Origin of the sequence: Streptomyces antioxidans (assembly GCF_000968685.2) — a bacterium.
Taxonomy (GTDB): domain Bacteria; phylum Actinomycetota; class Actinomycetes; order Streptomycetales; family Streptomycetaceae; genus Streptomyces; species Streptomyces antioxidans.
In genome coordinates this window covers 84,769-109,339 of record NZ_LAKD02000018.1, presented here as the reverse complement: position 1 = coordinate 109,339, position 24,571 = coordinate 84,769, and the positions used below count along the sequence as shown (strand labels likewise).

General features: G+C 71.3%; 22 protein-coding genes. 6 read left to right on the top strand and 16 right to left on the bottom strand.

Annotated elements, in window-relative coordinates; all coding sequences use genetic code 11:
• The first annotated feature begins 112 nt into the window (after positions 1–112).
• On the top strand, positions 113–2,230 hold the full coding sequence (locus VT50_RS08980) for a SpoIIE family protein phosphatase (RefSeq protein ID WP_158083190.1): 2,118 nt from the start codon (positions 113–115) through the stop codon (positions 2,228–2,230).
• Here VT50_RS08980 and VT50_RS08975 read toward each other — a convergent pair.
• A complete protein-coding gene (locus tag VT50_RS08975; RefSeq protein WP_075200448.1) occupies positions 2,127–2,468 on the bottom strand; it encodes a LysR substrate-binding domain-containing protein in 342 nt (113 codons plus the stop codon). The genes VT50_RS08980 and VT50_RS08975 overlap by 104 nt on opposite strands.
• A gap of 257 nt (positions 2,469–2,725) precedes the next feature.
• Here VT50_RS08975 and VT50_RS08970 point away from each other — a divergent pair, with 257 nt between their 5' ends.
• Both VT50_RS08970 and VT50_RS08965 read left to right on the top strand, forming a co-directional pair.
• On the top strand, positions 2,726–3,937 hold the full coding sequence (locus VT50_RS08970) for a family 2 encapsulin nanocompartment cargo protein terpene cyclase (protein WP_420822178.1): 1,212 nt from the start codon (positions 2,726–2,728) through the stop codon (positions 3,935–3,937).
• Between the two features lie 17 nt (positions 3,938–3,954).
• Positions 3,955–4,851, top strand: coding sequence for a geranyl diphosphate 2-C-methyltransferase (locus tag VT50_RS08965; RefSeq protein WP_046088283.1), 897 nt, complete (start codon positions 3,955–3,957; stop codon positions 4,849–4,851).
• A gap of 42 nt (positions 4,852–4,893) precedes the next feature.
• Here the strand turns inward: VT50_RS08965 and VT50_RS08960 are convergent, their stop codons facing one another.
• Positions 4,894–5,865 carry a LacI family DNA-binding transcriptional regulator gene (locus VT50_RS08960; RefSeq protein WP_046088282.1) on the bottom strand — a complete coding sequence of 324 codons (972 nt, stop codon included), beginning with the start codon at positions 5,863–5,865 and terminating at the stop codon, positions 4,894–4,896.
• A gap of 420 nt (positions 5,866–6,285) precedes the next feature.
• Here VT50_RS08960 and VT50_RS08955 point away from each other — a divergent pair, with 420 nt between their 5' ends.
• Positions 6,286–7,836: a purine-cytosine permease family protein gene (locus VT50_RS08955; RefSeq protein WP_075200447.1), complete on the top strand. Its 1,551-nt coding sequence runs from the start codon at positions 6,286–6,288 to the stop codon at positions 7,834–7,836.
• A 5-nt stretch (positions 7,837–7,841) separates the two neighbouring features.
• On the top strand, positions 7,842–10,691 hold the full coding sequence (locus VT50_RS08950) for a hypothetical protein (protein WP_240529093.1): 2,850 nt from the start codon (positions 7,842–7,844) through the stop codon (positions 10,689–10,691).
• 51 nt (positions 10,692–10,742) lie between these two features.
• Here VT50_RS08950 and VT50_RS08945 read toward each other — a convergent pair whose 3' ends face one another.
• Positions 10,743–11,567 carry an oxidoreductase gene (locus tag VT50_RS08945; RefSeq protein ID WP_206269376.1) on the bottom strand — a complete coding sequence of 275 codons (825 nt, stop codon included), beginning with the start codon at positions 11,565–11,567 and terminating at the stop codon, positions 10,743–10,745.
• Positions 11,568–11,605: 38 nt separating this feature from the next.
• Between VT50_RS08945 and VT50_RS40945 the strand changes: the two genes are divergently transcribed.
• A complete protein-coding gene (locus VT50_RS40945) occupies positions 11,606–12,217 on the top strand; it encodes a TetR/AcrR family transcriptional regulator (protein ID WP_046088281.1) in 612 nt (203 codons plus the stop codon).
• 31 nt (positions 12,218–12,248) lie between these two features.
• On the opposite strand, the gene VT50_RS08935 is transcribed toward VT50_RS40945, so the two are convergent.
• The 13 genes from VT50_RS08935 to VT50_RS08875 all read right to left on the bottom strand — a co-directional run bounded on the left by VT50_RS08935 (position 12,249) and on the right by VT50_RS08875 (position 24,543).
• Positions 12,249–13,106, bottom strand: a complete 858-nt coding sequence (locus VT50_RS08935; RefSeq protein WP_046088280.1) for a class I SAM-dependent methyltransferase — start codon at positions 13,104–13,106, stop codon at positions 12,249–12,251.
• Positions 13,107–13,128: 22 nt separating this feature from the next.
• A complete protein-coding gene (locus VT50_RS08930; RefSeq protein WP_046088279.1) occupies positions 13,129–13,473 on the bottom strand; it encodes a VOC family protein in 345 nt (114 codons plus the stop codon).
• Position 13,474: 1 nt separating this feature from the next.
• Positions 13,475–13,654 (bottom strand): ribbon-helix-helix protein, CopG family, encoded by a 180-nt coding sequence (locus VT50_RS08925; RefSeq protein WP_046088278.1) that lies wholly within the window; start codon positions 13,652–13,654, stop codon positions 13,475–13,477.
• Between the two features lie 159 nt (positions 13,655–13,813).
• Positions 13,814–14,503 (bottom strand): siderophore-interacting protein, encoded by a 690-nt coding sequence (locus tag VT50_RS08920; RefSeq protein WP_046088277.1) that lies wholly within the window; start codon positions 14,501–14,503, stop codon positions 13,814–13,816.
• Positions 14,504–14,657: 154 nt separating this feature from the next.
• On the bottom strand, positions 14,658–15,713 hold the full coding sequence (locus tag VT50_RS08915; protein WP_046088276.1) for a 2,3-butanediol dehydrogenase: 1,056 nt from the start codon (positions 15,711–15,713) through the stop codon (positions 14,658–14,660).
• A gap of 63 nt (positions 15,714–15,776) precedes the next feature.
• Positions 15,777–16,790 (bottom strand): aldo/keto reductase, encoded by a 1,014-nt coding sequence (locus VT50_RS08910; protein WP_046088275.1) that lies wholly within the window; start codon positions 16,788–16,790, stop codon positions 15,777–15,779.
• Between the two features lie 20 nt (positions 16,791–16,810).
• Positions 16,811–17,785, bottom strand: coding sequence for an electron transfer flavoprotein subunit alpha/FixB family protein (locus VT50_RS08905; protein ID WP_046088274.1), 975 nt, complete (start codon positions 17,783–17,785; stop codon positions 16,811–16,813).
• A gap of 62 nt (positions 17,786–17,847) precedes the next feature.
• Positions 17,848–18,603 carry an electron transfer flavoprotein subunit beta/FixA family protein gene (locus VT50_RS08900; protein WP_206269380.1) on the bottom strand — a complete coding sequence of 252 codons (756 nt, stop codon included), beginning with the start codon at positions 18,601–18,603 and terminating at the stop codon, positions 17,848–17,850.
• Positions 18,604–18,673: 70 nt separating this feature from the next.
• On the bottom strand, positions 18,674–19,672 hold the full coding sequence (locus VT50_RS08895; RefSeq protein WP_046088272.1) for an ABC transporter permease: 999 nt from the start codon (positions 19,670–19,672) through the stop codon (positions 18,674–18,676).
• A 1-nt stretch (position 19,673) separates the two neighbouring features.
• A complete protein-coding gene (locus tag VT50_RS08890) occupies positions 19,674–21,191 on the bottom strand; it encodes a sugar ABC transporter ATP-binding protein (RefSeq protein ID WP_206269375.1) in 1,518 nt (505 codons plus the stop codon).
• Positions 21,188–22,231, bottom strand: a complete 1,044-nt coding sequence (locus VT50_RS08885; RefSeq protein ID WP_206269374.1) for an ABC transporter permease — start codon at positions 22,229–22,231, stop codon at positions 21,188–21,190. The genes VT50_RS08890 and VT50_RS08885 overlap by 4 nt, the downstream gene beginning before the upstream one ends.
• Positions 22,228–23,322 carry a sugar ABC transporter substrate-binding protein gene (locus VT50_RS08880; protein WP_046088270.1) on the bottom strand — a complete coding sequence of 365 codons (1,095 nt, stop codon included), beginning with the start codon at positions 23,320–23,322 and terminating at the stop codon, positions 22,228–22,230. The genes VT50_RS08885 and VT50_RS08880 overlap by 4 nt, the downstream gene beginning before the upstream one ends.
• A 60-nt stretch (positions 23,323–23,382) precedes the next feature.
• Complete coding sequence (locus tag VT50_RS08875; protein ID WP_046088269.1) at positions 23,383–24,543, bottom strand: acyl-CoA dehydrogenase family protein; 1,161 nt, start codon at positions 24,541–24,543, stop codon at positions 23,383–23,385.
• Between the last annotated feature and the right edge of the window lie 28 nt (positions 24,544–24,571).

Below are 24,571 nucleotides of genomic sequence, written 5' to 3'. Positions count from 1 at the left end.
CCGACCACCGCCCGGGCGCGTTACCCTTTTGGCAGGACATGGACCGATATCAGCGGCTACGGAGGGTATCGGGATGGCGCGCAGAGCCGGGGCCGGTCCCGAGGCGAAACGGATGCCGGCCGGCTTCGCGGACGTGCCCGAGGCACCCGCTCCGGCCCTCGCCGTCGTGGGCTCTGACGGCACCGTCCTGGCGTGGGGAGAGGGCTGCCGGAGGCTGCTCGGGCACCGTGCGGAGGACGTCGTGGGACTGCCCGTGCGGGAGCTGCTGGAGACCCCGGCCGAGGCGCTGCGGTGGTCCTCGACCCCGGGAGACATGGGGAAGCACGGCGGTCGGCGGGCCGCCAACGCCGTCATGAAGGTCCGGCACCGGGACGGCGAGAGCTTCCGGCTGACGGTGGAGACCATCGCGCTGACCGGCGGGGACGGCGAGAGCTGCTGGTTCGTCGCCATCACGGAGGCACCGGACGGAGTGCGGACCGCCGACGCCGAAGCGGTGCTGCTGGACCGGTCACCGCTGGCCGTCGCGGTGTGGGACACCCACACCCGGCTGCTGTGGTCTAACCGCGCCTGCCGGGAGATCGTGGGCCGCTCCGAGGTGGACGCGCCCACCCGGTCCGCGCGGCGCACCGTGCGCGGTTTCGACCGGACCACCATCGAGCCGGTGATACGGCGGGTGCTGACCTCGCGGGAGCCGGTCGGCGACCATGTGCTGCGGTGGGTGTCGCCGGAGCACGGCCGGGAGGTCGTCTTCTCCTCCTCCGTCTTCCCCCTCGCCCCCAAGGGCGGTGGCCCGCTGGGCGTGTGCACCATCTCGCTGGTCACCAAGAGCGGCGAGCGCGAGCGGCTGGCGCTGCTCGGCAGGGCGGCCAACCAGATCGGCACCACGCTCGATGTGATGACGACCGCGCAGGAGCTCGCGGACACGGCCGTCCCCGCACTCGCCGACTACGTCACGGTGGATCTGGCCGATGCCGTCCCGCTGGGCGGGGAGCCGCTGAAGCGGATGCCCGAGGCCGCCTCCGGCATCCCGGTCTTCCGCCGCGCGGGTCAGGCCTCCATCCACGGCGATATGCCGGAGGCCGCCTTCCTGGTGGGGGATGTGGTGTACGTACCGCCCGGATCGCCGTTCCTCACCGCGCTGTACGGGGGCCAGTCCTACTTCGAGCCCGCCATGAAGACCGGCCCTGGCACCTGGCTCGACCGCGACCCCCAGCGCAGACGGCTCATCCACGACACCGGTATGCACTCGGTGATGATGATCCCGCTCAGGGCCCGCGGCACCCTCCTCGGCATCGCCGTGTTCACCCGGACCGACAACGCCGTGCCCTTCTCCCAGGACGATCTGCTGCTGGCTGAGGAGCTCTGCGTCCAGGCGGCGCTGAGCCTGGACAACGCCCGCCGCTACGCACGGGAGCGGTCCGCGGCCCTCGCCCTGCAGCGCAGTCTTCTGCCGCAGGAGCTGTCGGGCGGCCCCGCGGTGGACCTGGCCGGCCGCTATCTGCCGTCGGACCGGTACGAAGGGGTGGGCGGGGACTGGATGGACGCCATCGAGCTGCCGGGCGACCGGATCGCCATGGTCATCGGCGATGTCATCGGCCACGGCATCAACGCCGCGGCCGCCATGGGCCGGATGCGCACCGCGGTCCACACCCTCGCCGCCCTCGACCAGCACCCCGCGGAACTCCTCGACCACCTGGACAAGGTCACCGCCCGGCTCGCCGAGACGGGCACCTGGTCCCCGGGGTACTCGTCAATCACCGGCGGTACCTGCCTCTACGCCGTCTACGACCCGGCCACCCGCGTCTGCACCCTGGCCCGCGCCGGGCATCCGCCACCGATGCTGGTGACTCCCGAAGGCCGTGCCAGGATCGCCGACACACCGGTGGGCCCGCCGGTCGGAATCGGCACCGGGACCTATGAATCCGTCGACCTGGAGCTTCCCGAGGGCAGTCTGCTCGCCTTCTTCACCGACGGACTGGTGGAGACCCGCCACGGCGATATCGATGCCGGTCTTGACCGGCTGCTCGCCGCGCTGCAACGCCCTTCTGCGAGCCTCGAGGACCTGTGCGCCCGTGTCCTCGCGAGGATGACCACGGACACCGCCCCGGAGGACGACATCGCGCTCCTCATGGCCCGGACCCGCGCCGACCGGCGGCGACCTCCCGCAGCAGCCCCATCACGGCCTGGGCGCGGGCGGTCTGGCGCATGCCCCTCACCGAGGCGATCCTGACTTCGAGCGGCGGGCTGCCGTCCCGCAGCTCCAGTTCCGCGATCTCGCCGCCACCGTAGGTCTGGCTGGTCGCCGGGCGCTGGTTCAGCACGGAGTATCCGAGCCCCCGGGCCACCAGGGAACGCACCGTTTCATAGCTCCGGGTGCGGTAGCGGACATCGGGCGCGGTGCCGGTGGCGGCCACCAGCGAGCGGAAGTAGTCGTATCCGGGCGGCCCAGGAGGCGAAGATCGCACCATGGACGAAGAAGATCGCCGACACCGCAGCCCGCGCCCGCCGCACAGACACGGGCAAGGACCGTGGTCTCAGTTCAGCCAACTCCGTATCGCGCGGACGCACTTCGCCGGGTGGCCGACGCTCCGGAGAGCCTCGGCCACCCGGGCAAACATCGCGTGAGACTAGATCATCTTATCGAGTTAACGTCAATGGCTTCTGAGGGCCGACTGGGCGCACCGGCCGCTAATGTTCCCGGAGATCTGGACGGATTCCTGATTGTTTGCCCCCTCCCCCGGGACAGCCGCCGCACCCCATCGAGGAGCCACGCATGCCCGCCCCTGAGCCTTCCCCTCCGCGATCGAGCCCGTCCGCGGCCGCTTCCCGCGCCGGTGTTGCACGGATCCTGAGCGGGCCGAGCGGCCTCGGCACGGCGGGCCTGCACCTGGCCCGGCACGAGGAGCCGCCGACGCCGACGCCGCCAACACCACCGATGCCGTCGACCGTTCCGGCGCAGGGCAACCCGGTCCCGGGCCTCTACCACCACCCGGTGCCGGAGCCCGACCCGGTGCGGGTGGAGGAGGTCAGCCGCAGGATCAAGGCCTGGGCCCTGGAGGAGGTCGACCTGTACCCCGAGGAGTGGGAGGAGCAGTTCGACGGCTTCTCCGTGGGGCGTTACCTGGTCGGCTGCCATCCGGACGCTCCCACCGTCGACCATCTGATGCTCGCCACGCGCCTGATGGTGGCGGAGAACGCGGTGGACGACTGCTACTGCGAGGACCACGGGGGCTCGCCCATCGGCCTCGGCGGACGCCTTCTGCTGGCGCACACCGCTCTCGACGCCCTGCACACCACGCGGGAGTACCAGCCGCGGTGGGCGGAGTCGCTTCGCTCGGACGCGCCCCGCCGCGCCTACCGCTCCGCCATGGAGTACTTCGTCCGGGCGGCCAGCCCCTCCCAGGCCGACCGGTACCGGCACGACATGGCCCGTTTGCACATGGGGTACCTCGCCGAGGCCGCCTGGGCCCAGACGGACCACGTCCCCGAGGTGTGGGAGTACCTGGCGATGCGCCAGTTCAACAACTTCCGCCCGTGCCCCACCATCACCGACAGCGTCGGCGGCTACGAACTACCGGCCGATCTGCACGCCCGGCCCGCCCTGCAGCGGGTCATCGCCCTCGCCGGAAACGCCACCACCATCGTGAACGACCTGTACTCGTACACCAAGGAGCTCGCCGCCCCGGGCCGCCATCTGAACCTGCCCGTGGTGATCGCCGAGCGCGAGGGCCTTTCCGACCGCGACGCCTATCTGAAAGCGGTCGAGGTCCACAACGACCTCATGCGTGACTTCGAGGCCGAAGCCGCGGCCGTGGCCGTCGCCCTCCCCGTCCCGACCGTGCAGCGCTTTCTCCGGGGCGTGGCCGCGTGGGTCGACGGCAACCACCACTGGCACCAGACCAACACCTTCCGCTACAGCCTGCCCGATTTCTGGTAAGAAGAACGGAACCCTCTGTGACCAGCACCGACCTCGGCGCCGACGTCGCCGCTTCCTCCGGCGCCGCCATGTTCATCCCCGGCCCGGCGACCCCCTACCAGGGGGACATCGCCCGCTACTGGGACCGCGAGGCCAGGCCCGTGAACCTCCGTCTCGGCGATGTCGACGGCCTTTACCACCACCACTACGGCATCGGAGACGTCGACCACACCGCACTCGGCGACGGCGACGGCTGCGCCTACGAGAAGAAGCTGATCGCCGAGCTCCACCGCCTGGAGTCGGCCCAGGCCGAACTCCTCCTGGACCACCTCGGTCCCATTGAGCGCGATGACACGCTCGTTGACGCCGGTTGCGGCCGCGGGGGCTCGATGGTCATGGCCCACCAGCGCTTCGGCTGCCGGGTCGAGGGCGTCACACTGTCCGCCAAACAAGCCGACTTCGCCAACCAGCGCGCCCGTGAGCTCGGCATCGAGGACCATGTCCGCGCCCGCGTCTGCAACATGCTCGGTACGCCCTTCGAGACCGGGCGGGCGGCGGCCTCGTGGAACAACGAGTCAAGCATGTACGTCGACCTGGAAGACCTCTTCGCCGAGCACTCCCGCATCCTCACGACCGGCGGCCGCTATGTGACCATCACCGGCTGCTGGAACCCGCGTTACGGCCAGCCCTCGAAGTACGTCTCGCAGATCAACGCCCACTTCGAGTGCAACATCCATTCCCGCCGGGAATACCTGCGCGCCATGGCCGACCACCGCCTCGTACCACAGGCCGTCATCGACCTCACTCCCGCGACCCTGCCGTACTGGGAGTTGCGGGCCACCTCCTCGCTGGTCACGGGCATCGAGAAGGCGTTCATCAACTCCTACAAGGACGGCTCCTTCCAGTACCTGCTCATCGCGGCCGACCGCGTCTGACCACCGGCCTCCAGCGGCTGGCCAACGGCCCTCGGGACGTGGTCAGCCGCTGGAACCGCGGACCACCAGCTCGGGCTTCAGCACGACGTCATCGCTGTCGCCGTCGAGGAGGGCGAGGGAGGCCTCGACCATGAGCTCGGCGGTCGAGCCCAGGGTGGTGAGCCCCGGCGCGGCGGTGTCGGAGATATACGTACCGTCGAAGCTGGCGAGCGCGTACTCGGCGGGCACGCGCTTACCGGCGTGCTGGAGCGCCGTCAGCAGGCCGAGCGCCACGGTGTCGGCGGTGCAGATGACCGCATCCGTCTCGCCGGGGTCCGCGAGCAGGAGCCTCGCCGCGTCGGTGCCGCTCGCCACCGTGAAGTTCGGCATCTCCAGGACCCGGTCGTCCGGCCCGGCGAGCGCGCGGAACGCGGCGGTGCGCTCGATGCTCGACGAGGAGTCCTCCTGGGCGTCGACCATCAGGATGCCGCGGCGGCCCCGCGCCCGCAGGTGCTCCACGAGCAGGCGCACCCCCGCCGCGTTGTCGAGCCGGACCGACGGCGCTTCGACGCCCCGTGCGCGGCGGTCGACCTGTACGACGCGGTTGGACCGCGCGAGCTCCGTGATCGCGGCGCCGCTCCGCTCGAACGCGGCGGGCACCACGAGCACCGCGTCCACCAGCACCCGGTCCATGGCGCCGAGCTGGCGCCGCTCGGTCTCCGGGCTCTCGCCCGTGTCGATGGTCACCAGCCGCTTGCCCTCGAGATCCAGGCGGCGCGCATACGCCGACACCAGCTCCGCGAAGTACGCGTTCGCGATCGCCGGGACGACGAGCGCCAAGGAATCCGTCGACTGGATCCGCAGCGCCCGCGCCGCCGCGTTCACCCGGTAGCCCAGCTCCTCGCACGCGTTGCGCACCCGCAGCGCCAGCTCCGGATCGACATTGCGCTGAACACCGGAGAGCACTCGGCTCGCCGTCGGCACCGACACCCCCGCGCGCAGCGCCACGTCCTTCAAGCCTATGCGCGCGCCCATCCTGATCTCCCCTGATTTCCGCCCGCCGATGCTATCAGGACGGTCCCGGCGACCCATTGACGCGGCAGGGGCTGACGTGCTTGGGTTCGGAAATGCTTTTCCCGACGATGAGAGTACCCTACGACCGCTCGCCGCAGGCCACGGGGGCCGGTGACCGGGGGCCCGCCGTCGGAGCGGCACACCGCGGCCTCGAACCCGGCGCGCCCGCCGCCCCTCCCGGCGGCGGTTTAGCGGTCCACCCCACCGCTTAGCGCTCCGCCTCACCGCCGTACCCGCCTCCCACCGTGGGCGCGATGGCGATCACCCCGTGGGCGCGATGGCGATCACCGCGTACGCCACGGGTCTCGCGCGGAGCCGCGCCGCCCCCTCCCCTATCGCCATACGTCGAACCATCGCCATAACGTCGAAAGGCGCCCTTCCATGAGCAATAAGGCTCAGCAAGGTCGTAGAGGCACGACCGTCGAATCAAACGGCGTCAATCCCGTCCCCGATGCCGAGCGGCGCGGGAAGCCTCGGGGCCTGTTCGCCGTGTGGTTCGCCTGGAACATCTCCATCCTCGGCATCAGTTACGGCATCTTCGTCTTCGGCCTCGGCCTGAACGTCTGGCAGACGATCGTCGCCGGGACCCTCGGCTATCTCATCTCGGCCACCCTCGTCGGCATCCTCGCCGTCGGCGGGCCCCGCACCGGACTGCCGACCCTCGCCCAGACGCGCTTTTCGTTCGGCATGAAGGGCAACAGGATCCCCGCGTTCTTCGCCTATCTGTCCAATATGGGATGGAAGGTGACGATCATCACTCTTGCCTCGACCACCGGGGCGAACCTGTTCGCGAAGCTGTGGCCGTCGGTGTTCGCCGACGCGGACGGGTCGAGCGCCACGTCCACGGTCGTGCTGTGGTTCCTGCTCGTGCTCGCCGTGACGATGGCGGTCTCCGTCCTCGGCCACGAGCTCATCATGAAGGTCGAGGTCTGGATCTCCTGGGTGACCGGCGTCATGACGGTCGCGTTCCTCGGATTCATGGTGCCCGAGATCGCATGGGCGCGTCTCGGTGACGTCCCCGCGGGCGGACCGCTGGTGTTCATCGGCGGCATCATCATGGCGATGACCCTCGTCGGCCTCGGCTTCCTCAACTACGGCGGCGACTTCGCCCGTTACCTCCCGCGCGACACCCCGGCGCGCGGCGTGATCGGCTGGACGGTCTCCGGACTCAGCCTGCCGGTCATCATCCTCCTCGCCGTCGGCGCGCTTCTCGTCGGCGGGGACTCCAAGCTCGGTGCCGCCGCGGCGTCCGACCCGATCGGGGCGCTCACCGCGCTGCTGCCGATGTGGTTCTTCGTCCCCTTCTCCGTCGTGATCGTCATCTCGCTCGTCTCGGCCGCCATCACCGGCATGTACAGCTCCGGCCTCGCGCTCATGGCCGTCGGCGTACCGCTGCGCCGCTCCGTGACGACCGCGATCAACGCGATCATCATCGCGGCGGGCGCCTTCTACCTGCTGTTCATCTCCACCTCGTTCCTCGCGACGTTCCAGTCCTTCCTGTCGCTGATCGCCGTGATGATGGGCACCATGGGCGGCATCCAGCTCATCGACTTCATCCGGCAGCGCCGCATGGGCTGGAACACCGATATGGCGAGGCCGCGCGGCTACGGGGGCCGCGACGGGCGCTGGACGGCGATCCTGAGTCTGATCACCGGAACCGTCGTCGGTCTCGGCCTCGTGACCAGCTCCGATCCAAACTTCGCGAAGATCACGGGATTCCTCCTCACCGAGGAGGGCCGCACCGGGGTGTTCGGGTCGAGCGGGCTCGGCATCGTCATCGCCCTGGTGCTCGGCGCCGCGCTCTACGCGGCGCTCACGTTCGGACTCCGGCTGGATCCGAAGCCCGACTACTCGCTGGTGAGCGGCGAAGACGCCGTTCACGGGGACGGCGGGCCCGGGGTTACGGCCCCCGACGCGGCCGGAAGGAGCTGACCCCCTTGTCCGCGTGGCCCGACCTGCCCGCCTTGCCCGCGTCGTCCGCGCGGGAGACCGCGCTGGAGCGGTTCCGGAACCCGGACCCCTGGCACGCCCCCGCCGCCTACTGGTTCTGGCACCGGCTGCCCGACGAGGACACGATCCGCGCCCAGGTGCGGCAGATGCACGGCGCCGGTATCCGGAGCTTCCAGGTGCAGGCGCGGCTGTCGTACCCGATCGGGGGTTACCTGGACGACGACTACCTCGCCGCGTGCCGTGTGGCCGTCGGGACGGCCGCCGAGCTCGGCATGGTCGTCGGCATCTACGACGACTACAACTGGCAGACCGGCCACGCCGCGGGCCGGGCCGTGACCGGACACGACGAGCTGCGCGAGCGGCACCTGTTCTGGGTGCGGATCCCCGCCGGGGCGAGCGAGGGCTCGCTCAGCGGGATCCGTTCGGCGACGGAGAACCTCGGCCCGGCCGCGATGGACTGGCACTACGAGGGCGGCGTGGTCGCCTGGGCCGACTGGCGGGTCGAGTACGCGCTCGTCGTGAAGGCCGCGCAATCCATGGAAGGGAAAGAGGAAGGGGAGCACGGTGTGGCCGCCGAGCGGCCCGAGCTCGTCGACCGCGTGGACGGCGCCGCCGACGGGTGCCGTGTCCGCCTGGCCGCGCCCGTGCCCGACGGCGCGGAGGCGATCGTGTTCGTCTCCGCCCGCTGCGCGACCTCCCGGCTGGTGAACCCCGTCGACCCGGTCGCGGTCGATCGCTTCATCGAGGCGGGTTACCAGCCCTTCGCCGACGCCCTGGGCGACTTCTTCGGCTCCACCGTCGCGTATATGTTCTTCGACCAGCCGCATGCCGTGTACTACGACTGGGCGGAGCGCACGGGAGACCTGCGTTCGGCGATGCCGTTCCACGAGAGCCTGGCCGTCTCGATCCGGGAGCGCTGGGGCGGGCGTGCCCCCCAGGTGCTCGCCGCCGTGCTCGACGGAGACGACCCGGAGCGGCTGAGCCTCCGCGCCCAGTTCTACGAGCACTTCAGCGGCCATGCGATGGAGACGTTCCTCGGCAGGCTGCGCGCCTGGAGCCACGCCCACGGCCTGCGTCAGTCCGGCCATGAAGTCCTGGGGCACGTCGGGGGCTGGGCGCTCGACACCGCGTTCGCGAACTGGGACCTGCGGGTGAACTTCGGGCTCGACCACTTCGGCGTGGACGGCTACCGCGATCTCACCGCGGTGGACGCACAGGACGCCCTGGTGCAGCTCAGCCCCGTTTTCGGCGACTCGGTCGCCCGCCACCACGGCCGCGGCGGGACGATGGTCGAGCAGTACTTCGTCACCCCGCCCGAGGGCGGGACCCCGTGGTCCGGCCACTGGGGGCTGACCCTGCAGGAGTTGCGCACCACGGCGATCAACCACCATCTGCAGGGCATGCGACAGATGATCTTCCATGGCTTCTACCAGACCCACGGCCATGGAGAGGATCACGAGTCGCTGCGGAATCCGCGCTTCGACTTCCCCCCGGGCATCAACTTCGAGCCCTGGTTCGCCGATCACCACCCGCGGTTCGCGCTGGAGAGCGCGCGGCTGAGCGAATTCCTCGAACCGGTGTCACCACAGAGCGATGTGGCGGTCCTGTATCCATTGCGTACGGTGTGGACCGCCGGTCAACTCGGCGAGCAGGCAACGGCGTTGGGCGATTGGGCACGCGCGCTCAGCGCATCCCGGGTGGGCTTCCACCTCGTGGACGAGCGCGATCTCGAAACCGCCGTGGTGGAGGATGGCGCGGTGTGCTTCGGGGACCGCCGGTACCGGGCGCTCGTGCTCCCCGCAGTGACCACGCTGCGCTCCGCCGCGTCGCTGCGCCGACTTCGCCGCCTCGCGGAATCGGGCGTAAGGGTGCTCGCGAGCGGTGCGACGCCCGCCGTCTACCAGGACGGCCCGCAGACCGCCGCCGAGGACTGGGCGGAGCTCGCCCCGGCCGTGGAGGTGTTCCACGCGGTCCCCGGGGAGGCGGTCCTGCGCGGGCTCGCCGCCCGGCGTGAGCGGACCGCGCCGACGCTGCGCGTGCCCGTGGGCTCGCCGGTGCGCTGGCGCGGCGGCCCGGACCCGGCCGGCGGCTTCCGCTTCGCGTGCTTCGCCGAGGCCGGGGGCACGGTGGAACTCCTGCTGCCCGACGGACCCTGGCACATCGAGGAGTGGGAGGCCGCCGACGGCACCGTACGCGCCCTCGCAGCGGCCGGGAGCCCGGTCGCGCTGCGGCTGGAAGAGAACGCGCTGCGGCTGTTGCGTGTGCACAGGGACGCGGGATCCGCTGCCGGCCGGGCGGACACCACGGAGGGTTCCGCGGCCGCGGCCGGTCATGGCACACCGGAGTGGTCGGCGCCGGAGCCGCTTGAGTCCGGCTGGCTGCTGGAGATCCCCGAGGACGCGTCCGAGGAGGCGGGCACCCGCCGCGCCATCGCGGTGACCCGCGGCTGGGAGCGACAGGGCCTCACCGCGTTCGCGGGCACCGCGGACTATGTGCGGCGGATCGAGCTCGACACGCCGGTCCCCCTGGAGCTGACGCTCCCGGCCGTCGCCGGAGCCGTGGCCGTGGCCGTGAACGGCGTGCGAGTGACGGAGCGCGCCTGGGCGCCGTACCGCGTCACGATCCCCGCCGGCGCCCTGCGGCCCGGGGGGAACGAACTCCGCGTCCGGATCGCGCCGTCGGCGGCCAACCGCTACTACGCCGGGACCGGGCTCCGCGCCGGGCCCGAGCCGTGCGGGCTGCTCGCACCGCCACTGCTGCGCCACGCGCTCAGGACTCCGCACCCCGGCGCTTCCCCGGACGGCTTCGGCTCCGGTCCACTCCGTGAACGCCCGTGATCCGGCTGGACGACACCCATGCCGTCCTCCCGAGCGCCCGGAACGGCCGGACTACACCTGAGCGAGGATGCCTCCGTCGACGCGGTACTGGGATCCGGTGAGCCAGCGCGCCCGCTCCGACACCAGGAACGCGACCAGCTCGGCGGCGTCCTCCGGGGTTCCGGGGCGGTTCATCGGCACGTTCAGCCGGGCCGCGAGATCGCGCTGTGCCTCCTCCAGCGAAACCCCTTGCCGGTCGGCGATCCTCTGGTGCTGCGCGACCGCCCCGGGGGTGGCGATAAAGCCCGGCAGTACGCACACCACCCGTACCCCGGCCGGGCCGACCTCGGCCGCGAGTGAGCGGCTGTAGCTGTTGAGGGCCGCCTTGGCGGCCGCGTAGGCGGCCTGGCCGGGCTGCGGCAGGTGGCCCGCGATGGACGAGACATGCACCACCACCCCCGAACCGCGCTCCACCATGCCCGGGACCAGCTCCTGGTCCAGCCGGACCGCGGACAGCAGATTGACCTCGAGGTCCGACCGCCAGGTTTCCTGCGGCCGGGTCAGCGTGTCCGCCGGAGCGCTGCCCGCCCCGGCGTTGTCGATGAGGATGTCCACCCCTCCGGCGGCGTCGCGCACCCGCTCGGCCAGCTGTCGCGCCCCATCGGGGTCCGCGAGGTCCGCGGCGAAGAACCGCGCGGGCAGCGAGCCCCCGGGCGGCGCCGTTCTGGCCGCCGCGAACACGGTGGCGCCCGCCGCGGCGAGCCGCCGCACGATCGCCGCGCCGAGCCCGCGGCTCCCGCCGGTGACCAGCGCGCGCCGCCCCGCAAGCCCTTCGTCGGGAACCGTCCGGGGTGCTCCGCCCCCACCAGCGGGTACGTTGCTCTCCATGCCGTTCATCCGGCGAGAATACCTGACTTACCAGTAAGGCAGTTTTCATGGGAGAGCAAGCCGATCGACGGCGCACCGATACGCGTCGGCGCGTGCGGGCCATCGCGCTGGAGCTGTTCACCGAACAGGGCTATGAGCTGACCTCGTTGACCCAGGTCGCCAGGCGAGCGGGCGTCACCAGGCAGGCGGTCCTGCACCACTTCGCGAACAAGGAGGAGCTGCTCACCAGCTCCTACGAGGAACTGCTCCCGGCGCTCGATGTCATCATCGAGCCCGCACGCGCCCGACCGCCATCCGCCGCGGCCCGAATGCGAGCCATCGAGCAGTTCGACGCCCTGGTCCGCGGCGAGCACGGCGCCTCGCTGGTGTGCGCCCAGGTCAACGAGCACGCCCTGCGCGGCCTGACCGCCGCCCGCACGCTCCAGCGGCGGCTCAACGACCTGACCCGCGCACTGGCCGCCGCCGAAGGACCCGAGGGCACGATGCGCGGACGGCTGGCGCTGGCCGCCGTGATCATGGCCGCGGCACGCGGACGCGAACTGGGCGGCCGACAGGCGGAACGCCACAGAGCGGCACTCGCGGTGGCCCGTTCACTGATCGGGGCCGAGGACGCCTCACCGGTGGCGGACGTGCCCGGCCGGTCACGGTCCGAGCCATGAGCGGCCGGGCGTGCCCGGAGGGGGACGACGGTCAGGTCGTGGCCAGCAGCACATCCTCTCCGCTCGAAGGGCGGAGGCCGTCGGTGCGACCGGTGAAGTAGCGCTCGGCGAGCGCGGCTCCCGACACATGGCGGACGTCCTTGAAACCGGCCCCGCGGGCCAGTTCCAGCATCTCGTCCGGTGCGTAGAAGCTGAGGAACGGCGTTCCGGACGCCTGCGCGCCCTGCTTGCTCGCCCGGAAGCCGGAGCGGTCGGTGTCGTCGAGGAGCTCCACCGGCAGCAGGAAGGTCATGGCGAACGTCGAGCCGGGTGCGAGCCCGGCGACCTGGCTCAGGGTGGCCGCGGTGGCGTCCTTGGTGAGGTACATGCTGACGCCGGTGGAGACGATGACCGCGGGGCTGCTGGCATCGAACCCGGCGGCGGCCAGCTGTGTCAGCCAGTCCTGGCTGGCCTCGAAGTCGACCGGCACCAGGTGCAGCCAGCCGGGGATGCCGTAGCCGAGTTCATCCAGGCGCTGGCGCTTCCATGCCTGCGTGCCGGGCTGGTCGATCTCGAAGACCCGTAGCCGGGAGGCGACCTCCGGCCTGCGCTGGGCGAAGGTGTCCAGACCGGCCCCCAGGATGACGTACTGGGTGATGCCGTGGTCGGCCCGCTCGGTGATCAGGTCCTCGATGAAACGGGCGCGGGCCACCATGGCCGCCCGGAACCCCCGGGTGGTCTCCGGGTCCATGTCGGGGCGACGGCGCCAGTCGGCGTCGGGGGCCACCAGCCGCAGACCGATCTCGTCCTCGAACACATGCGGCGGTGGGTCGACCTGGACATGCATCGCCCGCCAGAGGGCGGTTCGCAGTGCGGTGTTGTCCGGCGCCCCCGTCTGCTCATCCACCACGGGTGTTCCCCTTTCCTCGTGGTCAGTTCTTGCCGGGGGCCTGGAGGTTCCACACCCGCCCGTCGGGGTCGCGGACGGTCATCTCCTTCGTCCCGTAATGGGTGTCCTCGAACGGCGTGACCACCTCGACTGCGGGGTCGGGACGGAACGCGTCCGCGTCCGCCACCTTCAGCACCATCCGCGTCTCGGGCTCCTGGTCCTCGGGGACCTCCGCGATGAAGACGTAGGGCCCGTCACCGTTGCGGAGCTGACCCGAGCTGTGGTCGGTCTCGAACTCCAACTCGTATCCCAGCGCCTGGAAAAACCTCGCCGACTTCCCCCAGTTGTGGGTCGTCAGGAACACGGCCTCGATGCCTTCGGTCGCCATGTCAGCTCTCCTTCTCGTTCGCTTGCTCTTCGTGCCCATGGGCGTCGTCGAGGTAGGCGCGCAGTGCGTCGGCGACCAGCGCCGACAACGATGTGCCCGACTCGATGGCGCGGTACTTGATCTGCTTGATCAGCTCGATCGGCAGATACACGTTGAACTGCTTGACTTCCCTGTCACCCACGAGTGCGATGCTAGCATCCTAGCAAGCTAGGTAACCATATGGCGCGGACACAGGCACGGACCTGGGCACGGACATGAGACGCGGACACGAGGCGCGGGCATGGCGAACCGACCCCCAGCCGTCCCAGGACGCCGGAGGTCGGTGGCGGATCCGTCCGCCCTACTCCAGACCCCGCTTCCCCGGCGCCCAGAACGGCTTGGTGAGCACCGCGCGCCGGTCCCAGCCCGCCTCCCGGACGAGCACCTGCCGCACCCGCTGTACGGTCCGGGCCTCCCCGGCGACATAGGCGATCCCGCCCGGCTCAGGGGCGAGGCTCCGTACCGCGTCCGGCAGTGAAGTGCCGCCCCTGGTAAGCCAGTTGAGGCGGTCCGCATGGGGCAGTGGCAGCCGGTCCGCCTCGGTCCCGGTCTCCACGCAGCCGGAGACGCGCGCCCCGGGCGGCAGGGCGGCCAGCATCGCACCGAAGGCGACGGACGCCGTCTCCTCCCCCACGAAGACGTGGTGGGGGGCCTCGGGCCGCAGCGTGAACGACCCCTCGGGTTTGCCCAGCCGCACCCGCGCGCCGACCTCGACACCGCCGCCCCAGCGCGCCCCCGGCCCCGCTCCGGGGTGGTCCAGCACGCACAACTCGACGGCACCCGTGGGGTCGTAGCACCACACGGAGTACGTACGGCGGGTCAGCCCGGAGCCGACCAGGACGCGCACCTGCTGCCCGGGGCGCACGTCGAGCCCGGCGAGGGCGGCGCCCTCGATGCGCAGCCGTCGCATGCGGGCGGCGATCGGTTCGGCCTCGGTGACGGTGCCGCGGAGCATCAGCAGGTCCAGGACCGGGTCAAGCAGCGTGGGCATGGGGGTGCTCCTCGGAGAAGTCGCGTGCGCGCGGCGAAAAGTGGGGGTCAGGGGTCACCGGAGTCATAGGCGACCAGAACGCGATAGTACGCGTTGCCCACTGAATGCGATAGTGCGCGACTTTGCGATGCCCTCGCCCGCGGTCTCCCGGCTCCTAGGGCCGCACGAGGATCTTGATGTGCTCTCCGGTGCCGTCGAGGAGTGCCTGGAAGCCGTTCTCGACCAGGTCCTCCAGATCGATGCGCCGGGTGATGAACGGGTCCACCGAAAGCTTGCCCGCGTTCAGGAGGTCGATGACGGGCTGGTGGTCGCCCGCGTAGCAGATGGTGCCCACCAGCCGCACCTCCTTGAGCACGAGCGGAATCATGTCCAGCGTCGCCGGACGGCTCCATATGGCGACGTTGACGACGGTTCCGCGGGCCTTGACCGACGCGACGCACGCGGCCAGCACCGAGTCGACCCCCGCGCATTCGAAGGCCACATCGGCCCCGGCGCCTCCGGTGAGCTCCCTGATGCGCTCGTCCGCCGTCTCCGCGAGCGGGTCGATGACCGCGTCGGCGCCCGCGGCGAGCGCTCGGCGCCGACGCCCCGCGGAGGGTTCCACCACGCTGATGTGCCCGGCTCCGGTCGCCCTCAGCACCGTCACGATCAGCAGCCCGATCGGCCCGGCGCCGAACACGGCGGCGCTGGCGCCCGGTGCGAGCTCCGCCCTGCCGACGGCGTGGTGGGCGACGGCCAGCGGCTCGATCAGCGCACCGGCCTCGGTCGTCACCCCGCCGAGGGGGAACACCAGCTCGCGGTCGACGACGATGTACTCCGCCAGGCCCCCGCCGCCGCCCGCCAGTCCGATGGTGGCCGCCCGGTCGCAGCTGTTGTGGTGACCGGCCAGACACGGCGGGCAGGAGCGGCAGACCAGCCTGGGTTCGGCGGTCACGCGCTCGCCCACGCTCAAGTCGCCTACGTCATCCGCCAGTTCGGCGACCGTCCCGGCGAACTCATGGCCCAGGACGACCGGTGAGGTCTCGCCGGTCATCGGATGGGGCTCCCCGGGGGCCGGGCAGAAGATGGGCCCGTCCAGGTACTCGTGCAGATCGGTGCCGCAGATGCCGCACCAGTCGACCTTGATCTTCACCGTGCCCGGCCGTACGGCCGGTTCCGGGATCTCCTCGATGCGGATGTCGCCTCGTCCGTGGAATCGAGCGGCCCTCATGCGCTTCCCGTCCGTTCGTTCGGTGGCTGTCCGGGTTCCGTCCCGGCTGGGGTGGACGCCGTGCTACGGCGTCGGGGCGTCGGGGCGCAGCAGGCCAGCGTCCCGCAGGTCGTCCCAGAGCTGCCGGGGGATCCGGGCTCCGAACAGCTCGGCGCTTGCGCTCTGCTGCTCGGGGGTGCGCGAGCCGACGCACACGCTCGCCACGGCCGGGTGGGCCGCGGCGAACCCCAGTGCGGCGGCGGGCAGGGCCACGTCGTACGCGCGGCAGATGGCGTGGATCCGCGCCGTGCGCCGCAGGATCTCCGGGGGCGCGGGGGCGTAGTTGAACTTCGCGCCCTCGACGGCGCCGGTGGCCAGCACGCCGCTGTTGTAGACCCCGCCGAGGACCACGCTGACGCCCCGCTTGTCGCACAGGGGCAGCAGTTCGTCCAGCGGATCCTGCTCCAGCAGGGTGTACCGGCCGGCCAGCAGCACACAGTCGGCGTCGGTCCGCCGTACGGCCTCCAGACACACATCCGTCTCGTTGACGCCGAATCCGATGGCCGACACCACTCCCTCCTCCCGCAGCCGGACCAGGGCGGGGAATCCCTCCTCCACCGACTGGCGGAACATCTCCGGCTGGGCGTCGCCGTGGGTGTAGCGGTCCACGTCGTGCATCAGCAGGATGTCGACGCGATCGGTGAGCATCCGCTGAAGGCTCTCCTCCACCGAACGCATGACGCCGTCGTAGGAGTAGTCGTAGTGGGCCGCGAAGGGCGCGGGCTCCACCCACAGGCCGGAGTCGAAGGTGCCGGGCGCGGCGGGCTCGAGCCGCCGGCCGACCTTGGTGGAGATGACGTACTCATCACGCGGGTAGCCGCGCAGCGCGTGGCCGAGACGGTGCTCGCTGAGCCCGTGGCCGTACAGTGGAGCGGTGTCGAAGTGGCGTATTCCGAGATCCCACGCCTGGGACACCATGGCCAGGGCCGTGGACTCGCCGAAGGGGCGCAGGAAATTGCCGATGGGGGCCGCGCCGAAGGACATGGCGGTGGTGCGGAGGGATGTCCGCCCCAGTGGACGGGGTTCGTTGACCCGCATATGGACCTCCTGAGGGGTGGTCAGGCGCCGGCTGCCCGGCGGTTGTCGATCTCGGTGGTGGCCTGGACGAGGACGGGCCTCAGATCGCCGATGACACCGAAGTCGGCGAGGCCGAAGATCGGCGCCTCGGCGTCCTTGTTGACCGCGACGACGATCTTGGACGAGCGCATTCCGGCGATGTGCTGGATGGCCCCGGAGATGCCGGACGCCACGTACAGCTGCGGGGAGACCGTCACACCGGTCTGTCCGACCTGGAACGCGTGCGGATACCAGCCCGCGTCCACCGCGGCGCGCGAGGCGCCCACGGCGGCTCCGAGGCAGTCGGCGAACGCCTCGACGGCGTCGAAGTCGCCACCCGTGCCACGGCCTCCCGAGACCACGATCGAGGCGTCGGCGAGATCGGGGCGGCCGATGTCCCCGCGGGGCTCACGGCGGATGATCCGTGCCGCTCTCGCGGTGTCGGACACCGCCACCCGCACGGTCTCGGCCTCGATCGGGACGGCGGGGTCGGCGCCCTCCGTGGTGAGGGAGTTCGGTTTCAGGGTCACGATCGGGGTGCCCTTGGTGATGCTCGCCGTTGTGGTGAAGGCGCCCCCGAAGACCGACTGGGTGGTGTGAACGGCCCCGTCGTCGCCCCGTACGACATCGCTGGCGTCGGTCACCAGACCCGAATCCGTCTTGATCGCCAGACGGGCGGCGACCTCCTTGCCCTCCGGGGTCGAGGGGATCAGCACCGCGGCCGGCCGCCGGTCGGCGACCAGTTGGGCAAGCGCCTCGGCCTTGGGCGCCACCAGACAGTCGCGGTAGGCGGCGTCCTCGAGGACGTATGCTTTCCTCGCCCCGTACTCGGCCAGTTGCCCGGGGGTGAGGTCCGCCGCGGCTCCGAAGAACACCGCTGACGGCTCGCCGAGGCGGCGCGCGCAGGTCAGCAGCTCGGCGGTGGTCGTACGGACGGCGCCGTCGGCGTGGTCGACGACGACGAGAATCTCGCTCATAGCGCTCAGGGGCCTTCCGGTTGGGTCTGCTGGGGGCCGCGGACAGCTCATCCGCGGACAGCTCAGACGAGCTTCTGCGCGACGAGGTACTGGACGAGCCGCGCTCCGCCCTCGCCCTCGTCGGACACGATCTGTCCCGCGGTGCGCCCCGGGCGGGCGGCGAACGCCGAGACCGTCGTCCCGGCGGCCGCCAGGCCGACCTCGGAAGCGATGCCGAGGTCCGCGAGCGACCACGTTTCCACCGGCTTCTTCTTCGCCGCCATGATCCCCTTGAACGAGGGGTAGCGCGGTTCGTTGCTGCGGTCGGTGACGCTCAGCACCAGCGGCCCGGACGCCTCGATGTGTTCGGTGGCGGTGGGGGATTCCCTGCGGATGGTGACGGTGTCTCCCTCGACGGTGACCTGCGACGCCAGGGTCAGCTGTGGCACGCCAAGGCGCTCGGCCAGCATCGCGGGCACCACGCCCATGGCGCCGTCGGTGGATGCCATCCCGCACAGCACGATGTCGTAGCCGGTCTTCCTGACCGCCGCCGCCAGCACCAGTGAGGTGGCCGCCGCGTCGGAGCCGTGCAGGGCGTCGTCGGTGATGTGCACCCCACGGTGCGCCCCCATCTGCAGGCCCCGGGCGATGGCGTCGGCCGCCTCCTCGGGTCCGGCGGTCACCACCGTCACCTCGCCCCCGCCGGACTCCGTGATCCTCAGCGCCTCCTCGACGGCGTGCTCGTCGAGTTCGCAGAGCATTCCGTCCACATCGGCCCGTTCCACGGTGTTGTCGACCGCGCTGAACGTCCGGTCGGCGGTGGCGGGCACGTACTTCACACAGACGACGATGTTCACTGTCGATGGCTCCTTGTCTCTCCCGGGGGTCCGGTCACACGCCGACGGGTGGTCATGCGACCGCGGCTCCCCGCCGTCGGTTGGCGGTCGCCGCGATCGCCAGGATCACGATCCCGCCGTAGAGGATGGGCTGGAACGCCGCGTTGACGCCGACGAGGTCGAGGCCGACCCGGAGCAGCGCGATGACCAGCGCGCCGCACAGGGTGCGCCCCACCCCGCCGATCCCGCCGGAGATGGCCGTGCCGCCCACGATGACGGCCGCGATGGCGGGGAGCAGCAGCGTGTCGGAGGTGGTGGCACCGGCGGACTGCAGCCGGGCCACCTGGAAGACCGCGGCCAGCCCCGCCAGGCCCGCGGAGGCGGTGAAGACCGCGATGACGATGGCGCGGGTACGGATGCCGCTGTGGGCCGCGGCCCGCTCGTTGAGCCCGATGGCGCGGATACGGCGGCCGATCGGCAGCGCCTTCATCCAGGCCATCAGCGCGAGGGCGACCAGCAGCACCAGGAGGTAGGAGATGGGCAGGCCGAAGATCCGGTAGAAGATCCACTCGATGGAGTCATAGCCGCCGGTGACGAGGATCGAGTCGGCCCGTGAGGTGGTCAGCGAAAGGCCGGCGAAGATGCCCAGGAAGCCGAGGGTGATGATGAAGGAGGGCACCTGGGTGGTGATGTGGATGACGCCGATGAGCGTCCCGCACGCCGCCGCGCCGACCACGACGAGGGCCACCGCGGCGGGGCCCAGGCTCCCCAGGCCGTGGGCGAGGGCGACCCCGGCGAGGCTCGCGAGTCCGGCGTTCGACAGATCGATGCGTCCGGTGAGCACCACCAGCGCCTCGCCGATCGCGAGCAGGGTCAGCGGCACGGCCTGTTCCAGCAGCGAGATCAGGCTCGCCGCCTGGAAGAACGAGGAGTCATACGCGCCGACGGCGATGACCAGCACCGCGAGGACGAAGAAGGGGGCGGCACCGGCTTCGTGGAGCCGCCTGAGCCGCGAGCCGCCCGAAGTGTCGGAGGTCCGCGCCTCCGGCGGCGCCTGTGAGGTGGTGGCCATCTCAGACCATCCTTTCGAGGACATCGGTGCGCCGCGGCCGGGAGCCCACACCGGAGGTGAACTCGTCGGTGACCCGGCCGTCCTTCATGGTCAGGACCCGGTGGCTCATCGCGATCCCCTCGTCGAGGGTGTCCGCGAGCAGCAGGACGGCCAGGCCGCGCGCGGCGAGCCGCCGGATCAGCGCGTACACATCCGCCTTGGCGCCGACGTCGAGCCCCCGGGTGGGGGTGTCGAGGACCAGCACCCGCAGCTCGGGGTCGAGGAGCCACTTGGCGAGCACGACCTTCTGCTGGTTGCCACCCGACAGGTCGCGCAGCGGGGTGCGCTGGGAGGGGGTGCGCACCCGCAGGTCCCCGATCCACTCCTGGACCGTGCGCCGCTCGCGGGCCGGGTCCAGGAGCGGGCCCCGGCTCACCTGCCCGGGGTGGGCGAGCGTGAGGTTCTCGCGGACGTCCATGCCGAGCACCGCCCCGTCCACCTTGCGTTCGGAGGGCACATAGCCGATGCCCGCCCGCACCGCGTGCGCCGGGGACCTGGGCCTGATGCGCCGCCCGTCGAGCGTGATGGTGCCCGACGTCACCGGGACGGCCCCGAAGACGGCGCGGGCCACGTCCTCCCGGCCGCTCTCCTGGACGCCCATCAGGCTCACCACCTCGCCGTGCGCGATGGTGAGGGAGACATCCCGGAACGTCTCGCCGGTGAGGTTGGTCAGCTCGAGCCGCGGCCGGGACTGTGCGGGCCGCTGGTCCGACTCGTGGTAGTAACCGGCGCTGAGGTCCTGCCCGACCATCATCGAGAAGAGCTGGTCGGTGGTGACGTCGGCGGGGCGGCATTCGCCGACCACACCGCCGTCCCGCATGACGTAGACCCGGTCGCAGATGGCCAGCACCTCCTCCATGCGGTGGGACACGAACACGACGCTGGCGCGCTCGCGCAGCTCACGGACGATGGAGAAGAGCGTCTCTAGCTCGGAGTGCTCCAGGACCGAGGTCGGCTCGTCGAGGAGGATGACCGGTTCGTGGTGGCCGCGCTCGCCCGAGGCGAGCGCCTTGGCCACCTCGACCATCTGCCGCTTGGCGAAGGACAGCCGGCTGGTGGGTGCGGCGGCGCGCAGCGAGCCGCCCACCAGGTCCAGATAGCGCTGGGCCCGCCGGTTCAGATCCGACCACCGGTAGAGCCCGAACCGCACCGAGGGCCCCTCGTTGCCGAGCAGGACGTTCTCGGCGACCGTGATGTTCTCCAGCAGGGACTGCTCCTGGAACACCATCGCGACACCCTTGCGGTTCGCGTCGGCCACTCCCTGGAAGGCGGCCTCCGAGCCGCGCAGCAGCAGGGAGCCCGAGTCGAGCCGCTGCAGCCCGCACAGGACCTTCAGCAGCGTCGACTTGCCCGCGCCGTTCTCCCCGATCAGGCCCAGCACCTCGTGCCGCCGGACCTCCAGGTGGACGTCGCTCAGGGCACGGACACCGGGGAACGACTTCGTCGCCCCGCGCAGTTCCATGACCGGTGTGTCACTCACTTGATCACCCTCAGACGTTGCCGGGCGCGCCACAGGGTGAGGCTCGCCGCGGTCACCACGACGGCTCCCTGGACGGTTTGCTGGATGTAGGAGCTGACACCGGCCAGGACCATGGCGTTGGCGATGGCCACCATCACGACCACCCCGACCAGCGAGTGCATTACGCCGCCGCGGCCACCGGTCAGCAGGGTCCCGCCGATGACCACCCCGGCGATGGTGGTGAACAGCAGACCGGTCCCGATGCCGACGTCGCCGACCCCGGACCGGGCGGTGGCCATCGCCGAGGCAAGGCCCGCGGTGGCGCCCGCGAGGACGAAGGACGCCGCCCGGTAGGCACGGACCGGGACCCCGGAGAGCAGCGCGGTCTCCTCGCTGCCGCCGATGACGTAGGCGTAGCGGCCGAAGCGGGTGTAGCGCTGCAGCGTCCAGCCGATGGCCACGACCAGCAGGGCGATCCACACGATGCCGGGGAGACCGGCCGTCCGGGCTTCCGCGAGTGCCCGGAATGACCTGTCGGTCACCCGGGGCGGAGTGTCCCCGAACAGCAGTTGGGCCACGCCCAGGCCGATCTGCCAGGTGCCGATGGTGACGATGAAGGACGGGACGCGCAGCAGTCCCACGGTGGCCCCGGCGACCAGTCCGATCACCGCTCCCACCGCGCATCCGGCGGCGATGGCCCAGAGGCCGAGGTCCATCGTGTTGCGGTCGTTGGCGACCAGGAGGGCGGTGGTCAGGGAGGCCGCCGCCATCGTGCCCTCGAGCGAGAGGTCGATGCCGCCCATGAGGATGACGAAGGTCAGACCGACCGCCAGCACCGCGGGGACGGCGCTCTGTTCGGCCACCGCGCCCAGGTTTCCCGGGGAGAGGAACGAGGGGTTGACGAAGCCCATGACGAGGGCGATGAGCGCGAGTACGCCCAGGGCCGGGGTGGGGAAGGCGTGCGAGCCGAGCGCGGCCCGCCCCGGCCGTGCCGGCTTGTCCGCCCCGCGGCCGGTGGCGCGGGGGTCGTGGCGGTCGGCGGGTGCGAGTGTCAGCTTCACTTGATCGGCCTGCCGTTCTGGGACCACAGGTTCTTGAAGTCGAGCTTCGCGGTGTCCGTGGGGGCGGGGACCGAGGACGCGTTGGCCCGGGTGATGATGGGCAGCGGCTTGAGGTAGAACGACCGGTGGCCGCGCGGTTCCTTGGCCGGGTCGATCCTGCCGGTGGCGGCCGCGTAGCCGATCGACATCCCGAGGCCGCCCTGGGCCGCCCCGGTGGAGGGGGTCGTGGCCACATAGCCGGTGGACGGGTCCCGTACGTCGTGCACCGCTTCGGCCAGACCGTCGATCGACGCGATCTTGACCTTCCCGATCCGGCCCGCGTTCTTGACCGCGCCCAGCGCGCCCAGGCCCATGGAGTCGCTGGCGGCCCAGACGCCGCCTATCTTGTGGCCGTACTTGGTCAGATAGGTCTGGGTGACGTTCTGTGCCTTGGTCCGGTCCCAACCCGCGGTCTGGTCGCCGAGCAGCTTGATGCCGGGGTACTCCTTCAGCGCCTTCTTCAGCCCCCGGAAGCGCTCCTGGGCGGGCGCGTTGTCGAGGATTCCCTGGAGGGCCACGATCGAGCCCTTTCCGCCCATCGACTCGAACAGGGCCTTCGCCGTCTCGTACCCCTGGGGAACACCGTCGACCGACATATGGGCGACCCAGTGCGGGGACTCGCTCTCCGGGGCCAGGCCGTCGGGCCGGTTCCACTGGGTGACCAGCCAGGCCCCGGACTTGTCGACCGCCTTGACGATCGCCGGCAGCACCGAGGACTCGTTGGGGTCGACGTTCAGTACGACGCACTTGCCGCCCTTGGCCAGGATCGACTGGATCTGGCTGAGCTGCTTGGACGAGTCGCCGTTGCTGGCGATCCACTGGTAGCGGCGCGGATGGTGCGCGTTCGCGAAGGCACGGGCCCCGGCGTTGACGGCCACGTAGTACTCGTTCTCCAGTCCCCGTCCGGACTGGACGAGGGTGACGTCCGACGGCTTGCAGGTGCCGGAATCGCCCGCGGCCGATCCGCTGTCCACCGCGCCGCAGGCGCTGAGGGACACGGCGAGCAGGGCGGTCAGGGATCCGCTGATCACGGCGGATCGGGGTTGGTGCATGGTACGTCCTCCTGTTGGTACGAGCCGCCGGGCGCGTCAGGGGCCGTGGGCGGCGTCCCGCTACCCGCGGCGGCGCACGAGATCGCGGCTGATGATGAGGCGTTGCACCTCGCTGGTGCCTTCGTAGATCGTGGTGATGCGGGCGTCCCGGTAGAGGCGCTCGGCGGGCACACCGCGGATGTACCCGCCGCCGCCGAGGATCTGGACGGCCCGGGAGGTGTTGCGGACGCTCGCCTCGGAGGCGAACAGCTTGGCCATCGAGCAGGCGGGGCCCGCCGTGCGGCCGGTGTCCAGCAGTCCGGCCGCGTGTTCCAGGAGCAGCCTCGCCGCCTGGTGGTCCACCGCCATGTCGGCGAGCTGGAACGCCACGGACTGGAAGTCGGACAGCGGCTGGCCGAACTGGTGGCGGCTGACGGCGTGTTCGCTCGCGGTGTCGAGCGCCGCCCGGGAGATGCCGTTGGCCAGCGCGCCGATCCCCAGCCGGCCCTTCTCCAGGACGGAGAGCACGGCGCCGAAGCCGCTGCCCTCCGCGCCGAGCAGCGCCGTCGGGGGGAGCCGTACGTCGGTGAAGACGAAGCCGCCGACCGGGGACGCCTTCTGGCCCATCTTCTTCTCGCGGTAGCCGCGTTCGACCCCCGGGGTGTCCACGTCGACCAGGAACATCGACATGCCGCCGCGCTTGCGCCTGCCGGGGTCGGTGACCGCGAGGACCAGCGCCACGTCGGCCACCGGTGCGTTGTGGATGTAGATCTTCTCGCCGTTCAGCACCCAGTCCGCGCCGTCCCGGCGGGCGCGGGTGGCCAGGCTCCCGAGGTCGGATCCGGCGCCGGGTTCGGTCAGCGCGTAGGCGCAGCGCGTCCGGCCGCTGATGATGCCGGGGAGATAGCGGTCCTTCTGCTCCTGGGTGCCGTAGCCGGCCAGCAGTGAGCCGACCAGTTCCACCAGGCCGCACTGGTCGGCGACGCTCGCGTAGCCGTAGGACAGCTCCTCCATCACCGCGATGTAGTCGGCCACGTGGCCGCCGGCCCCGCCGTCGCGCTCGGGGACGGTGATGCCCATCAGCCCCAGCTCGCCCATCCGGGCGTAGATCTCCTCGGGGAAGCGCTCGGTGCTGTCGAGCTCCTCGACGACGGGGGTGATCTCCTTCGCCGCGAAGTCCCGCACCATGGTGATGAGAGCGTCGCGCTCGGGGGCGGTGTCGGTGGTCTGACGCGGTGACATGAGGGGGTCCTCCAGGGAGTGGGGGTGG

Bases quoted from the DNA above. Each gene is read 5' to 3' on its own strand.
- VT50_RS08980 (WP_158083190.1), top strand. From the start codon at position 113: ATGCCGGCCGGCTTCGCGGACGTGCCCGAGGCACCCGCTCCGGCCCTC.
- VT50_RS08975 (WP_075200448.1), bottom strand. From the start codon at position 2,468: ATGGTGCGATCTTCGCCTCCTGGGCCGCCCGGATACGACTACTTCCGC.
- VT50_RS08960 (WP_046088282.1), bottom strand. From the start codon at position 5,865: ATGGGCGCGCGCATAGGCTTGAAGGACGTGGCGCTGCGCGCGGGGGTG.
- VT50_RS08955 (WP_075200447.1), top strand. From the start codon at position 6,286: ATGAGCAATAAGGCTCAGCAAGGTCGTAGAGGCACGACCGTCGAATCA.
- VT50_RS08945 (WP_206269376.1), bottom strand. From the start codon at position 11,567: ATGAACGGCATGGAGAGCAACGTACCCGCTGGTGGGGGCGGAGCACCC.
- VT50_RS40945 (WP_046088281.1), top strand. From the start codon at position 11,606: ATGGGAGAGCAAGCCGATCGACGGCGCACCGATACGCGTCGGCGCGTG.
- VT50_RS08930 (WP_046088279.1), bottom strand. From the start codon at position 13,473: ATGGCGACCGAAGGCATCGAGGCCGTGTTCCTGACGACCCACAACTGG.
- VT50_RS08920 (WP_046088277.1), bottom strand. From the start codon at position 14,503: ATGCCCACGCTGCTTGACCCGGTCCTGGACCTGCTGATGCTCCGCGGC.
- VT50_RS08915 (WP_046088276.1), bottom strand. From the start codon at position 15,713: ATGAGGGCCGCTCGATTCCACGGACGAGGCGACATCCGCATCGAGGAG.
- VT50_RS08910 (WP_046088275.1), bottom strand. From the start codon at position 16,790: ATGCGGGTCAACGAACCCCGTCCACTGGGGCGGACATCCCTCCGCACC.
- VT50_RS08905 (WP_046088274.1), bottom strand. From the start codon at position 17,785: ATGAGCGAGATTCTCGTCGTCGTCGACCACGCCGACGGCGCCGTCCGT.
- VT50_RS08895 (WP_046088272.1), bottom strand. From the start codon at position 19,672: ATGGCCACCACCTCACAGGCGCCGCCGGAGGCGCGGACCTCCGACACT.
- VT50_RS08880 (WP_046088270.1), bottom strand. From the start codon at position 23,322: ATGCACCAACCCCGATCCGCCGTGATCAGCGGATCCCTGACCGCCCTG.
- VT50_RS08875 (WP_046088269.1), bottom strand. From the start codon at position 24,543: ATGTCACCGCGTCAGACCACCGACACCGCCCCCGAGCGCGACGCTCTC.